This window comes from Photobacterium sp. Alg240-V54 (assembly GCF_900537155.1).
Taxonomy (GTDB): domain Bacteria; phylum Pseudomonadota; class Gammaproteobacteria; order Enterobacterales; family Vibrionaceae; genus Photobacterium.
In genome coordinates this window covers 234618-249571 of the sequence record NZ_UNRL01000003.1, presented here as the reverse complement: position 1 = coordinate 249571, position 14954 = coordinate 234618, and the positions used below count along the sequence as shown (strand labels likewise).

At 41.5% G+C, this 14954-nt stretch carries 13 protein-coding genes; 3 read left to right on the top strand and 10 right to left on the bottom strand.

Features of this window, described 5'->3' with window-relative positions; all coding sequences use genetic code 11:
• Positions 1-80 precede the first annotated feature (80 nt).
• From hflD to G6R09_RS10145, 3 genes are all read right to left on the bottom strand, one after another.
• On the bottom strand, positions 81-698 hold the full coding sequence (gene hflD, locus G6R09_RS10155) for a high frequency lysogenization protein HflD (RefSeq protein ID WP_065168184.1): 618 nt from the start codon (positions 696-698) through the stop codon (positions 81-83).
• 14 nt (positions 699-712) lie between these two features.
• On the bottom strand, positions 713-1828 hold the full coding sequence (gene mnmA, locus G6R09_RS10150) for a tRNA 2-thiouridine(34) synthase MnmA (protein WP_065168185.1): 1116 nt from the start codon (positions 1826-1828) through the stop codon (positions 713-715).
• 363 nt (positions 1829-2191) lie between these two features.
• Complete coding sequence (locus G6R09_RS10145) at positions 2192-2842, bottom strand: pseudouridine synthase (protein WP_065168186.1); 651 nt, start codon at positions 2840-2842, stop codon at positions 2192-2194.
• A gap of 143 nt (positions 2843-2985) precedes the next feature.
• On the opposite strand from G6R09_RS10145, the gene icd reads away from it, so the two are divergent.
• Positions 2986-4239 (top strand): NADP-dependent isocitrate dehydrogenase, encoded by a 1254-nt coding sequence (gene icd / locus G6R09_RS10140; RefSeq protein ID WP_065168187.1) that lies wholly within the window; start codon positions 2986-2988, stop codon positions 4237-4239.
• Positions 4240-4771: 532 nt separating this feature from the next.
• On the opposite strand, the gene cspD is transcribed toward icd, so the two are convergent.
• Entirely contained in the window at positions 4772-4993 is a 222-nt protein-coding gene (gene cspD, locus G6R09_RS10135; protein ID WP_060998202.1) for a cold shock domain-containing protein CspD, read from the bottom strand.
• Between the two features lie 219 nt (positions 4994-5212).
• On the opposite strand from cspD, the gene clpS reads away from it, so the two are divergent.
• Positions 5213-5533: an ATP-dependent Clp protease adapter ClpS gene (gene clpS, locus G6R09_RS10130; protein WP_065168188.1), complete on the top strand. Its 321-nt coding sequence runs from the start codon at positions 5213-5215 to the stop codon at positions 5531-5533.
• Positions 5534-5579: 46 nt separating this feature from the next.
• On the top strand, positions 5580-7847 hold the full coding sequence (clpA, locus tag G6R09_RS10125; RefSeq protein WP_065168189.1) for an ATP-dependent Clp protease ATP-binding subunit ClpA: 2268 nt from the start codon (positions 5580-5582) through the stop codon (positions 7845-7847).
• A gap of 159 nt (positions 7848-8006) precedes the next feature.
• On the opposite strand, the gene infA is transcribed toward clpA, so the two are convergent.
• The 6 genes from infA to trxB form a co-directional block, all read right to left on the bottom strand.
• Entirely contained in the window at positions 8007-8225 is a 219-nt protein-coding gene (gene infA / locus G6R09_RS10120; protein WP_005368778.1) for a translation initiation factor IF-1, read from the bottom strand.
• Between the two features lie 217 nt (positions 8226-8442).
• A complete protein-coding gene (locus G6R09_RS10115; protein WP_065168190.1) occupies positions 8443-9135 on the bottom strand; it encodes an arginyltransferase in 693 nt (230 codons plus the stop codon).
• Positions 9136-9145: 10 nt separating this feature from the next.
• A complete protein-coding gene (aat, locus tag G6R09_RS10110) occupies positions 9146-9850 on the bottom strand; it encodes a leucyl/phenylalanyl-tRNA--protein transferase (RefSeq protein ID WP_065168191.1) in 705 nt (234 codons plus the stop codon).
• Positions 9851-9980: 130 nt separating this feature from the next.
• Positions 9981-11705: a cysteine/glutathione ABC transporter ATP-binding protein/permease CydC gene (gene cydC / locus G6R09_RS10105; RefSeq protein WP_163922158.1), complete on the bottom strand. Its 1725-nt coding sequence runs from the start codon at positions 11703-11705 to the stop codon at positions 9981-9983.
• Positions 11698-13470, bottom strand: coding sequence for a cysteine/glutathione ABC transporter permease/ATP-binding protein CydD (gene cydD, locus G6R09_RS10100; RefSeq protein ID WP_065168193.1), 1773 nt, complete (start codon positions 13468-13470; stop codon positions 11698-11700). Before cydD ends, cydC begins: the two co-directional genes overlap by 8 nt.
• A 116-nt stretch (positions 13471-13586) precedes the next feature.
• Positions 13587-14549 (bottom strand): thioredoxin-disulfide reductase, encoded by a 963-nt coding sequence (trxB, locus tag G6R09_RS10095; RefSeq protein ID WP_065168194.1) that lies wholly within the window; start codon positions 14547-14549, stop codon positions 13587-13589.
• Positions 14550-14954: the final 405 nt, after the last annotated feature.

The following is a 14954-nucleotide window of genomic DNA, read 5'->3' as shown; positions in this document are numbered from 1 at the left end:
CTCCTGGTTTATGAGGGTTAAAACAAAATTGATATTCAGCCTGGTTTTTCAGGCTGAATGGGAGTGAGCAATGCATTAGCTTAGTTGCGTGCGAGCAGAATTTTTGCTTGCTCTAGCATTTGCTTACGACCAAATAATAAATGGCGACGTTTACCACCAACTTGACTCCACAATACGGCACTACGTACTGCGGCAAGTAACAATGCCCGTACTCGATGCTGAACATGGGGTAGTTGTAATTGCGCTGGCGTACCTGATACTTGAATCCGTGGTCCTAATGGACTAATGATATCTAAGTAAATACTGGCAATATTACTCACCATTTGCTCATCAAGTATTTCAAAATGCACCGTTTGACGTTTCAATGTACTAACGCGATCACCTAGCTGTGCCATGCTATCACGGCGAGCAGATAGTTTACGCTCAAGTGCCATAACGCCAACAAGATAACGTGTTATCTCACTGCCAGATGATGAACCATCAATATCACGTACCATCGATTCTAAACCGATACGTAAATCAGCTTCGCTACCATAGACACCTACCGTATTAGAGGGGTCGGTTGCCATGATGCTGTTGAGCATAGTGGTTAATGCTGCTGAGTCGCAATTGCCATTACGGGCAACGTCTTGAACTAATTTGACTGCTTGGCACATGCCTGCAAACGCAATCGTTCGATCATAAATAGAGTAAGCCACGCGCAAAAACTCCTTTAAATTCGCTCTTCAATTATGCCGCCACCTAGACAGATTTCACCGTTATAAAACACAGCGGATTGTCCAGGTGTTACTGCTATTTGAGGCTCATCAAAAATCACTTTAATGGTTTCATCATCCATTGGGATGATAGTACAAGGAAGATCTTGCTGACGGTAACGTGTTTTTACCGTACATGCCATGGTCTCGCGAATAGGTTGACGATCAACCCAATGCAACTGAGAGGCAATCAAACCGTTTGATTTCAAACGAGGATGATCTTTACCTTGGCCAACAATAAGCACATTACGTTTGAGATCTTTATCAACTACATACCATGCATCTTCAAGACCATTACCGCCTTTTTGACCACCAATATGCAAGCCTTTGCGTTGGCCTAGAGTGTGGTACATCAAGCCTTGGTGTTCACCGATAACGAGACCGGTATCAGCCACTTCAATTTTACCTGGCTGAGCGGGAAGGTATTTACCTAAAAACTCAGTAAATTTACGTTCACCAATAAAACAAATACCGGTTGAATCTTTTTTCTTTGCAGTGATTAAACCTTGCTCTTCAGCAATACGACGAACTTCTGGTTTTTCAAGTTCACCTACTGGGAATAAACTGCGTGCAATTTGCTCGTAACCTAAGGTGTACAAGAAATAGCTTTGATCTTTATTGTTATCGACACCGCGCAGCATTTGAGGTTTTTCACCTTCAGCTGTTGGGAAACTACGACGAGTATAATGACCCATTGCAATATAGTCGGCTGCAAGCACTTCATCGGCAAACTCAAGGAAGGCTTTAAATTTGATTTCTTTGTTGCACAAAATATCAGGGTTTGGTGTGCGACCAGCTTTGTATTCCTCTAGGAAGTACTCAAACACGTTATCCCAGTATTCAGCTGCAAAGTTAATGGTGTGCAGGGTAATACCAAGCTTGTCACATACCGCTTGTGCATCAGCGAGATCTTCTGCAGCAGAGCAGTATTCGTCGTTATCGTCTTCTTCCCAGTTTTTCATAAACAGGCCTTCAACTTGATAACCTTGTTGAAGGAGCAAGTAAGCGGATACCGATGAATCTACGCCGCCGGACATGCCGACAATGACTTTCTTTTGGCTGTTATCAGACATATTTCTCTACTGTCGCTAATTTAGTGTTAAGAGCGTAATTCTAACAGAAACCCAACGCTTGAAACAGATCGAGAGCAGAATCACACTCTAATAAATAATCGATAATGATAGCGAGAGTGAAAATAATCTTATTGATGTACCAAAAAAGTATTTAAAAACTGAGTGCTATAAAAAAAACGCCAATAGATTTTTATTACAATCGTCGTACTAAATCCAAATAGCAAACGTTTGCTATTTGTCGCAATCATAGTGGATCTTGCCAAAAATGTGTAGTTTTTTGTTGAGGAAAATAGTTTTACAACATTGAAGGGAATAATGCGCCCTGAAGTAAATCATAGAGCGCGAAATAAGATGACGACTACATTATGCTTGAATTGGCGCGGGTAAGGTAATTTCTTTCCACTCGCCTGGTGCTAAATCTGCCACAGTCCATTGCGCCATTTGATAACGAATTAGACGTAATGTTGGAAAACCAATATGGGCCGTCATACGACGAACTTGACGATTACGACCTTCACGTAGCGTAATCGCAAGCCAAGTGGTCGGAATATTTTTACGTTCACGGATAGGGGGCGTTCGATCCCATATTTGTGGCGATTCGATCACGTCGACACCCGCAGGTAATGTTGGGCCATCTTTCAATGTCACTCCATCACGCAATTGCTGTAAATCAGATGCTGTCGGCGCACCTTCAACTTGTACCCAATAGACTTTGGCTTGTTTTGATTGCGGCTGTGTTAAGCGTGCTTGCAAAATACCATCATTGGTCAGAACCAATAAGCCTTCACTGTCTTTATCTAATCGCCCAGCAGGATAAACGTCTTTTACTGGAATAAAATCAGCCAGAGTGCTATCGCCCGGTTCACCTGAGAATTGGGTTAGAGTGTTATAAGGTTTGTTAAATAAAATCACTTTTTGTGGTCCGCGAGGACGCTTAGGTTTATTTATTTTTCTTGACGCTCTTCGCTCATTATTGGCACGAAGAGGTTGACGTTTTGTTGTGTTTGGCTTCATAAATACGCGTTGTTGTAAGAGTTGATGAGTTAGACCGTGGTATTATACGTGAAAAATTACACAATTGACGTATTGATAAAATTTAAAGTATGATTTGCTCGCCTCTTACAAAATGATAACAAATGGATGCCAGGAGATTTAAAATGGATAGTAAAGTAATTGTACCAACAGCAGGCCAGAAAATTACAGTAGACGCTGAAGGTAAATTGATTGTTCCTAATACCCCAATTATTCCGTACATCGAAGGTGACGGTATCGGGATCGATGTAAGCCCTGCAATGATTAAAGTTGTGGATGCCGCAGTTAAGAAAGCGTATGCCGGTGATCGTAAAATTGAGTGGATGGAAATCTACACCGGTGAGAAATCAACCCAAGTTTATGGTGATGACGCATGGCTTCCACAAGAAACTCTTGATTTTATTCGCGAATATAAAGTTGCAATTAAAGGCCCATTAACAACACCCGTTGGTGGCGGTATTCGTTCTCTTAACGTTGCATTACGTCAAGAGCTGGATCTTTATATTTGTGTGCGTCCGGTGCGTTATTTTGATGGTGTACCAAGCCCAGTTAAACGTCCTGAGTTAACTGACATGGTAATTTACCGTGAAAACTCAGAAGATATTTATGCTGGCGTTGAATTCCAAGCTGGCACTGCCGAAGCTGATAAAGTGATTCAGTTCCTTCAACAAGAAATGGGCGCGACTAAAATTCGTTTCCCACAACAGTGTGGTATTGGTATTAAACCGGTATCGGAAGCTGGAACAAAACGTCTAGTACGTGCTGCAATTCAATACACCATTGATAATGATCGTGATTCGTTAACTTTAGTTCATAAAGGTAACATCATGAAGTTTACTGAAGGTGCATTTAAAGATTGGGGTTACGATGTAGCGCTACAAGAATTCGGTGCAGAATTACTTGATGGTGGGCCTTGGATGACATTAAAAAATCCAAAAACAGGCAAAGAAATTGTGATTAAAGATTGTATTGCAGATGCTTTCTTACAGCAGATTCTACTGCGACCAGAAGAATATGATGTGATTGCAACCATGAACCTTAATGGTGATTACATCTCTGATGCATTAGCAGCCCAAGTCGGCGGTATCGGTATTGCACCAGGTGCTAATATTGGTGATGGTGTGGCGTTGTTTGAAGCGACTCACGGCACTGCACCTAAATATGCAGGACAAGATAAAGTTAACCCTGGCTCATTGATTCTTTCTGCTGAAATGATGCTACGTCATATGGGATGGACAGAAGCTGCTGACTTGATTATCAGCTCAATGGAAGCGGCAATCAGTAATAAGACCGTAACCTATGATTTTGAACGTCTAATGGACGGCGCTAATCTACGTAAATGTTCTGAATTTGCTGATGATATGATTGAACAAATGTAATTGTTAGCGTTAGTTAGAAATGAAACGATTGAGGCTCAGCATTTGCTGGGCCTTTTTTATCGCTGTGACATGATGATAATAATCAAACGTCAGCTTAATAAGCGCTACATAGAGATCAACTGTCGGTAAAATAATCAAATATATCATACTCTCGTGCGCTAACTCTCAAACAGGTAACATGAGAACTCTCTGATATAGGCAATGTATAAAATTTGGCATAGGATAGAAGTATAAGTTGAATGTTTGTTTTTTGTTAATTCAGCTGTTGTTTTTTGTCTCATTTTAAAGAATAAGCTGGTGGTTTATTTATGCGGGTTTTATTCATTTTTTAGAGTGGGGATAACACGTATTTCTTTGCTGGCGAGAAAGGTAATTGAGTGAAATTAAACCTAAGTATTGAATAACGGTCGATGAGAGTCGAAGTTGGTGAGTAATTGGTATATTGTATAAGAAATTGAGTTATTTGATTTCTAATTAACAAATAAAAGGCGGCATAACCCACCTTTTAATGTGCAATTAATATTGGTACCGTCTATTTGGCTAGGTCGCCTTCTGCGGGAACAATAGCACTTGCATGGTAACCTTTAGGGCCAGTTTGAACTTCGTAGTTCACTTGTTGACCTGCCTTAAGTGTTCGGTAACCATCCATCTGGATTGTTGAATAGTGAGCGAAAATATCGTCTTCACCTTCTTCAGGGCAGATGAAGCCAAATCCTTTGGCGTTATTGAACCATTTCACTGTACCTGTTGCCATGCTATACATCCTTTTTGCATTCAATTTCCATTTGACATTAGTTGAACATTCAGTAGTTTTGATTGCATACTAATGCGATTTTGATGCAGATTATATCTACTACAATTTACAATGTAGTAAAATAAACTAGTCAGTCAAGTATTGTTTGTAACATTTTGATAAAATCTTTTATTAACTTGGCTATAGCCAGCTCACGAATGAATGAACTAAGATAAAACTATGAGTAAGTTATACGAATGGATGAATCCGGAATCTGATGTACTAGATAAGGAAGACATCCAAGTTAAGCCGCCATCGATGTATAAAGTAATTTTAAACAATGATGATTACACACCGATGGACTTTGTAATTGATGTGTTACAAACATTTTTTTCCATGGATTTGGAGAAGGCTTCTCAGTTAATGCTCGCGGTACATTATGAAGGCAAAGCCATTTGTGGCACCTTTACCGCAGAAGTAGCAGAAACGAAAGTTGCGCAAGTAATGATGTACGCACGGGAAAATGAACACCCGTTGTTATGTACGATGGAAAAAGCATAATCTTTTTCCGGCACGCCATATTGAGTGGTTTTTAGGGGAGGTGCCTATGCTAAATAAAGAACTTGAAGCAAGCCTGAACGGTGCATTTGCCCGTGCAAGGGAAAAGCGTCATGAGTTTATGACGGTAGAACATTTACTGATGGCTCTGTTAGATAATGTAGCCACGCAAGAAGCATTATTAGCATGTCGCGCTGATCTTGATGTATTGCGTAAAGAGCTAGATTCTTTTATTGAACAAACAACACCCTTGATTCCAGTGGATGACGAAAGCCGTGAAACTCAACCAACATTGAGTTTTCAGCGAGTATTGCAACGTGCAGTGTTTCATGTGCAGTCATCGGGTAGAAGTGAAGTTACAGGTGCAAACGTTTTAGTTGCGATTTTTAGCGAGCAAGAATCGCACGCCGCATACCTACTTAAAAAAAGTGATATTAGCCGTCTTGATGTGGTGAATTTTATTTCTCATGGCACTGTTAAAGGCAGTGATAATGATGATATTAATCCATCAGAGACAGGTAATACTGAAGAACAACGCGCAGAACAGAGTTCTGACGATAAACTTGAGAACTTTGCCACCAACCTTAATCAACTTGCAAAATCAGGCGGAATTGATCCTCTGATTGGTCGAGATAAAGAGCTTGAGCGAACGGTACAAGTACTTTGTCGTCGTCGTAAAAACAACCCGCTATTAGTCGGTGAGGCCGGAGTAGGTAAAACCGCTATTGCTGAAGGCCTGGCATGGCGTATTGTTGAAGGCCAAGTACCTGAAATTATTCAAGACTGTGTGATTTATTCACTTGATATTGGTTCGCTATTGGCGGGCACTAAGTATCGTGGTGATTTTGAGAAGCGTTTTAAAGGTATTTTAAAGCAGCTTGAAAAAGAAGATCATGCGATTCTGTTCATTGATGAAATTCATACCATCATTGGTGCAGGTGCTGCATCAGGTGGTCAAGTGGATGCGGCTAACTTACTTAAACCACTATTAAGTAGCGGTAAGTTGCGCTGTATGGGGTCAACAACCTACCAAGAATACAGCAATATTTTTGAGAAAGAGCGCGCATTGTCACGTCGTTTCCAAAAAATTGATGTGGTTGAGCCATCACTGGATGATACCACTAAAATTTTGATGGGCTTAAAATCAAAATATGAAGCTCACCACGAAGTTCGTTTTACCAATAAAGCGATTCGTGCTGCGGTTGAGTTATCTGCTAAATACATTAATGAGCGTCATCTACCTGATAAAGCCATTGACGTTATTGATGAAGCGGGCGCACGTTGTCGTTTAGCCCCTGCAAGTCGCCGTAAAAAAACGGTTAACGTAGGTGATATCGAAGCGATGATTGCTAAGATGGCGCGTATTCCTGAGAAATCAATTTCAAGCAGTGATCGTGACGTTCTACAGACACTTGATAGCCGCCTGAAAATGTTGGTATTTGGTCAAGATAGTGCCATTGATGTATTAACGGAAGCGATCAAATTAAGTCGTGCAGGGTTGAGTGCAGATAACAAACCGGTGGGTTCGTTCTTATTTGCAGGACCTACAGGTGTGGGTAAAACGGAAGTTACGGTACAGTTAGCTCGCACAATGGGCATTGAGCTGTTACGTTTTGATATGTCTGAGTACATGGAGCGTCACACTGTTAGCCGTTTAATTGGCGCACCTCCTGGTTATGTTGGTTATGATCAAGGTGGTTTATTAACTGACGCTGTTATCAAAAACCCACATTCAGTGGTATTGCTTGATGAAATTGAAAAAGCGCACCCTGATGTGTTTAATTTGCTGTTGCAAGTGATGGATAACGGTACGCTAACAGATAACAATGGCCGTAAAGCTGATTTCCGTAATGTGATTTTTGTGATGACAACCAATGCCGGTGTAACGGAAACGGTACGTAAATCAATTGGTCTTATTCAACAAGATCATAGCCATGATGCGATGGCAGAGATCAAACGCGTATTTACGCCTGAATTCCGTAACCGTCTTGATAATATTATTTGGTTTAATCATCTTGAGAAAGACATTATTGGCCAAGTGGTTGATAAATTTATCGTAGAACTGCAAGCACAACTTGATGCTCGTGGTGTCTCTATGGAAGTGTCTGAGCGAGCACGTGAGTGGATGTCAGATAAAGGCTATGATAAGGCGATGGGTGCACGTCCAATGGCGCGTGTGATTCAAGAGAACCTTAAAAAGCCACTTGCCAATGAGTTGTTGTTTGGCTCATTAGTGAATGGTGGTTCGGTGCGTGTTGATTACATTAATGGCGAACTAGATTTCCAGTTCAGCAGTGAGATGGAAGCCGCGCATTAAGCTAATACATTAGCGAAATAGCAACAAACAAAAACGCCGTAGATAGTAACAACTATCTGCGGCGTTTTTATGTTATGACTACTTGTTACTATCGTCCGCTAAAATAAAACCCAGCAAAAGGCTGGGTTTTATTTGCAGCACTAATCTTTTAGAGAAAGATTAACGTGCGCGGAAGACGATGCGACCTTTAGTAAGATCGTAAGGAGTCAGTTCCACAGTTACTTTGTCACCAGTAAGGATACGGATGTAGTTTTTACGCATCTTACCAGAGATGTGAGCAGTAACAACGTGACCGTTTTCCAGCTCAACACGGAACATAGTATTTGGTAGTGTATCTAGTACAGTACCAGCCATTTCAATTACGTCTTCTTTTGCCATTGAATCCTCTTAGGCTACCAGCCATTCATCTTGATCGGGCTGGATAATGCCTTGAAACTGTTTGAGTGTAAAGTTTAGGACGTAATTTTACCCTTGCCAGTTGTTTTTGTCAGCTATTGTTCGCGATTAATCTATTTTTTCTCAGTAAATTAACAAAAGCAGATGTAACTCATTCTTGTTTTGCGGTTAATTTAACCATTTTGCGTGTTTTCAAAACTTAACTGATCCACTCACCATGAATTAATTTTTGATGAGGGATAAAGCGAACTTTGTAATTCATCTCACGGCATTGGTCGATTTGATAGCCAGGATAGAGCCATTGGCGCTGGGTTTGGCGACAAACTTCAATTTGTAAAAGCACGCACAATGTGCCTAATGACAGCTTATGCTCGGGCTCAAAAAAGCTATAAACGGCACTCAGTGAATCAGAAAAAACATCAGTAACAGCAATAGCAATTAATTGATTATCTTCATATAAATGCAAAAACGCAGTGTTCATCCACGGCGCAGTAATAAAATCAAAAAATTGCTGTTTATTGGCGGGAAACATCGAGCCGCTAGCATGACGAACAGTAATGTAACGCTCATATAATTCAAACCAATTAGGATCTAATTGTTGTTTAAATTCCCACTGTAATTTTTTGAGTTGATTTTGTTGGCGTTTTTGACTTTTAGAGGGCGTGAAATGCGTGCAATCAACCCGCAGTGGCGTACACGCATTGCAATTTTTGCACATCGGTTTATAGATAATGCTACCACTGCGGCGATACCCTGAACTAATTAATAGATCATAACCATTAGGGTTTAGCCAAGGTTGATCCATTACCACGCCAAGTTGATCGCGTTGCTGTGGTAAGTAATTGCAGTCACTTTCAGGTGTAAGGCCGAGCTGTAAAGATAATTCTTTCATCATTAATTCGTTATAACACTAAAGTTTGTGGGTGATAACAGGCTGCGGGTAAGACAATATCGCGTTGTTGATGCAGTTGGCTAATAAAAGCTGAGCGGTTTAATTCGCATGCCCCTAAAGAAGCGAGATGCGGATTCATCATTTGGCAATCAATGAGAGTGCCACCATGGTTTGAAAAATGGCGACAGAAATACCATAACGCAATTTTTGAGGCGTTATCAGCGAGGGAAAACATCGATTCCCCACAAAAAATGCGACCGACAGCAATACCATAGAAACCACCGACGAGTTGTTGATCTTGCCAGACTTCAACCGAATGGCAATCACCTTGATCATGCAATGTTTGATACGCATTAATCATAGCTTCAGTGATCCAAGTTTGATTCGGTCCACGAGATTCAGCACAGTGGCGGATCACGGCGTGGCATGCATGATTGAGTGTAATTCGATATGAGGATTTTCGCATAAATTTACGCAAACTTTTGCTTGGCGTAAATTGTTGCGGAATAAAGATGCCACGCGGATTGGGGCTCCACCATAAAATGGGCTCGCCTTGTGAGTACCATGGAAAGATACCATGCCGATAAGCCTGACGTAGTCGTTGGGGGCTAAGGTCACCGCCAAAGGCCAATAAACCATTTGGTTCTGTGCGAGCGGTATTAGGATCAGGAAACTGTAATGATGCCGGCTCAATTTCAGGAATATAAATCGTCATTTGTTATCAACTGCATGCGAGGTCAAAAAACTACTGCAATCAATATAACATTTAACGATAAATAAAAAAAACGCCGATAATCACAATCGATTATCGGCGTTATATGGCGTGTTAGTGCGTTAATTGCTGCTTAAATGCGACGACATAATTCAGCATATCGACCATTTTGTGCCAGCAATTGTTGATGCTGACCACGTTCAATGATCTCACCTTCATCCATTAAGCAAATTTGATCCATACTATCGAGACCAACAAGGCGGTGAGTAATAAATAGCACCGTTTTATGTTTGGCAAACTCTAGTAATAAGTCCAGTATTTGCTGCTCAGTGCGACGATCAAGCCCTTCAGTTGGTTCATCTAATAATAGAATCGGTGCGTCATGAAGTAGGGCACGAGCGATACCAATACGGCGACGCTCACCACCAGAAATATGACGACCGCCATCACCAAGCCAAGTATCTAAGCCTTTATCATCAAGTAAGCTCTTAAGACCAACTTTTTCCAGTGCTGCGACTAATTGTTCATCGTTAGCATTAGGTTTAGCCAAGATTAAATTCTCACGTAATGAGCCATTAAAGACATCAACCCGCTGACTGACGACAGTGATCGCATTACGTAATGCAGGCTCGCTCCAACGAGTAAGATCGACGCCATCAATGAGGATTTGGCCTTGTTGAGGATCCCAACTACGAGTCAATAATTGTAATAACGTTGACTTACCACAGCCAGTACGGCCAAGTAGCGCCAGCTTTTCACCACGTTTAATCTCAAGCGATAAGTGCTTAACAACGGGTTGATCACTGCCATAATAGGTGTAGCTAATATCATTAAGGCTAATATCACCGTTAACAACCGCGCTATGACCGTTAGGATCAAATACCGTATCAGGAGTTGCGTCAATAATTTCATTAAGACGTTTTGCTGATGATAATGTCTGCCCTAAGTATTGGAAAGCACCCGCAACTGGCATCATCATTTCAAAACTGGCCATAGTGGTAAATGCGACCATCGCCACGAAAGGATCGGGTGCGTTACCCGCAATACCGTTGGCTGCAATCCACATAATCAGCACTAATGTCCAGCCAGTTGCCGCCATTAATAGGCCATTAGCAATACCGGTTAAGCTCGCCATTTTCCGCTGCGCTTCAAGCAGTTTATCTTGTTCTGCTTCAGCTTGTTGACGGTAACGTTGTTCGGCATTAAACAGTAATAATTCAGCGTGTCCCTGAATCCAGTCTAACAGCGTGATACGGTAGTTGGCTTTAGCGTGAGTAAGAGTTTCACCATTGCGCTTACCTAAACGGTAAAAAACAATCGGTAAAATAATCATTAACGCCAGTAAAATGCCACCCAAGGTAAAACCAATTGTGGGATCAAACCAAGCCAGAAAACCGGTGACAATGGTAATGCCTAATACGCCAATCACCAGTGGGCTGACTAAGCGTAAATAAACATGATCCATCGCATCAACATCTGCGACTAAGCGATTGAGTAAATCGGCATCACGTAAATTAGCATGGCGGCCAGGAATTAACGGCGTTAGCTTACGGAAAAAGAATAACCGTAAGTCAGCCAGTAGCTTAAAGGTAGCATTATGGCTAACCACACGCTCACCCCAGCGTCCAGCCGTACGTGCCATCGAAAAGCCCCGCACCCCTGCGCCAGGTAACATGTAATTAAAGGTTTGACGAGTAATAACACTGAGGCCTGCAACCGCAGAAGCGGCAATAAACCAACCGGATAAGGTCAGTAGGCTGATAGCAGACAGGAGTGTTAATAAACCTAAAATCATGCCTAAGGTTAAACCGAACCAGTGCTTACGGTAGAGTTTAAGGTAAGGGATTAAATTACGCATCGAGATCCCTCTTATCAGTATGAGTGAGCATATCAGCGAGTAAACCTTGATGACGAAGAGTCTCAAAGTTACCGTTCTGAACTAATTTACCGTTATCCATCACCAAAATACGCTGCATAGCATGCAGTTGATCAAGACGGTGACTGACCATTAAGGTCGTGCGGTTAGTAACAGCTAACGCTAAACTTTCTAATACTAAGCGTTCACTGTTAGCATCAAGGCTAGCGGTCGGCTCATCAAGCAGCCAAAAAGCACCGTTTTGTAACATCGCACGAGCAACGGCAATACGTTGTGCTTGACCAACAGATAAGCCACCTGAGCGATCACCTACATGATGCTCATAGCCTTTTTCAAGACGCTGAATAAATTCATCGGCATAAGCTTGGCGAGCAACTTGATCGACATCAGCATTACTTGCACTTGGGTTACCTAGAGTAATGTTGTCGCGCACTGTACCATGAACTAATAACGGGTTTTGACCGACCCAACTGATGGCTTGACGCCATTGATCATGTTTAAGTTGGTTCAGTTCAACATCGTTGATTTTAATACTGCCACGGTAAGGTAAAAAGCCAAGTAGGGCATTAAGTAAACTGGTTTTACCCGCACCACTTGGGCCAACAAGTGCCACATGTTCATTAGTATTAATGCTAAAGCTTAACGGTCCAGCTAACACTTGACCTTCAGGGCTAAGCACTTCGAGATCCGTGACGCTAATATGAATGGCATTTGGTGTTGGTAACGGTGTATCACCATTGCTCATTTCGTCAGCTTCAATGTTTAAGAACTCAACAATGGATTCTGCTGCACCAATGGCTTGTGCTTTGGCGTGGTAGAAAGTACCAAGATCACGTAATGGCTGATAGAACTCAGGTGCAAGCACTAACACGAATAGACCGGTAAATAACGAAACGGGTACACCGTAGTTACCAAAGTTGAGCTCACCAATAAATGCAAAACCAAAATAGACTGCAACAATCGCCACAGAAATAGCAGAGAAGAACTCTAGCACCGCCGATGATAGAAAGGCTAAGCGCAGAACTTCCATGGTGCGTTTACGTAATACGTGCGAAGCGGCGTCAAGATTTTCAGCTTCAGCATCAACGCGATTGAATAATCGTAGGGTTGATAATCCTTGTAAACGGTCATAAAAGTGGCCAGATAAACGTTGTAATGCTTTAAAGTTACGACGGTTAGCATCTGCTGCACCTAAACCCACTAAAGCCATAAAGAATGGCACTAACGGCGCTGTAATAAGGAAGATTAAACCCGCAGCCCAGTTAAGTGGGAAAACCACCACTAGAATCACGACAGGAATCAACACCGCAAGTGACATTTGAGGTAAATAGCGCGCGAAGAAATCTTGCATTTCTTCAACTTGTTCAAGCACTAAACTTGCCCATACACCAGCAGGTTTACCTTTAATGTAAGCCGGACCGAGGTTTTGTAAGCGGTTGAGGATTAATTGACGAATATGGAGTCGAATTTGTTCACCACAACGATAGCCACAAACTTCTCGTCCCCAGCTACATAACGCGCGTAAACCGATAATAACAACAAGGCCAACGAACTGATTCACAAGCTGATACTTATCTGTATGCTCGATGATCAATTGATGCAGAATATTGGCTAATAAAGCCGCTTGCCCGATAAGCAATAATCCCGAAGTAAACCCTAACCCAATACTGAACATCATCCAGCGTTTGGCGAGCTTACTTTGGGATTTTAACCATTTGGTCAAATCGCGTTGTAATTGTTTATCCATATAAATAAGGTTTCATTACGGTATTTATGGTGGGTCGTTCTTACAGCAACATGGTTGAGATTCATATTGCTGCAAGGAAAAAAAAGCCACTATATAACTAGTCGCTTTTATGGTGTTTAGTGTTGATCAGCTAACGCATCTAAATAACGTTCTGCATCAAGGGCAGCCATACAACCGGTACCTGCAGAAGTGATTGCTTGACGATAGGTATGATCCATCACATCACCGGCAGCAAAAATACCCTCAACGCTGGTTTGAGTTGCATTACCGTGAAGACCTGATTGCACTTTAATATAGCCATTTTCCATATCAAGTTGACCGTCAAAGATAGCTGTATTTGGCTGGTGGCCAATAGCAATAAAGACGCCCATTACTTCAAGCTCTTCAGTTGCTTCTGATTGAGTATCTTTAAGGCGCAAACCGGTTACACCCATGTCGTCACCTAATACTTCTTCAAGGGTACGATCTGTGTGCAAAATGATATTGCCATTCGCAACTTTATCCATCAGACGATTAATTAAAATTTTCTCTGAACGGAAACTATCACGACGGTGAACAAGGTGGACTTCTGCGGCAATATTTGACAGATATAATGCTTCTTCAACCGCAGTGTTACCACCACCAATTACGGCAACTTTTTGGTTACGATAGAAGAAACCATCACAGGTTGCACACGCTGAAACACCACGACCTTTAAAGGCTTCTTCAGAATCGAGGCCGATATATTTAGCCGATGCGCCGGTTGAGATAATCAATGCATCACAAGTGTATTCACCGGTTTCACCTTTAAGGCGGAATGGGCGTTGGCTAAAATCAGTTTCGCTAATAAAATCAGTAATGATTTCAGTATCAAATTTTTCCGCATGTGCTTTCATGCGATCCATTAATGCAGGGCCTGTTAGCTCGTCTGCATCACCCGGCCAATTCTCTATTTCTGTGGTAGTGGTAAGTTGACCACCTTGCTGCATACCAGTGATCATGACTGGCGATAGGTTTGCACGTGCTGCATAAACAGCTGCTGTGTAACCTGCAGGTCCAGAACCAAGGATGAGTAGTTCACAATGTTTTACGTTACTCATTTTTTCTCCAGGCTGAATATTATTATTATGGAAGACTGATTGTAGGTAAATTGCAGTCGTAAAGGAAGAGGATGTAAGACAATCAATAATCTGTTAACACTATTAAAGCTAACCAACAAATGCTTGATTGGGCTTGAATGGTATTAAATTAGCGATGTTATGTAGATCACAAAAATACCGTAGCAAAAGGCTTTTTTGAAGTGTTAAAAGTGAAATGTCAGATCGTGATAATTTGATCTAGCACAAGCTTCCGTAAGAAAAGTAGTTAATAAAAACCATTTTAATTTTTCCAATAATAACGCGATAGCAACTGATTTAACTATTTGATATATGCATAAAAAGGTCAACAAGTGAACTTATGTTAATATATTGGTGTTGATGTGATAATTTACTTTGATAATCTGC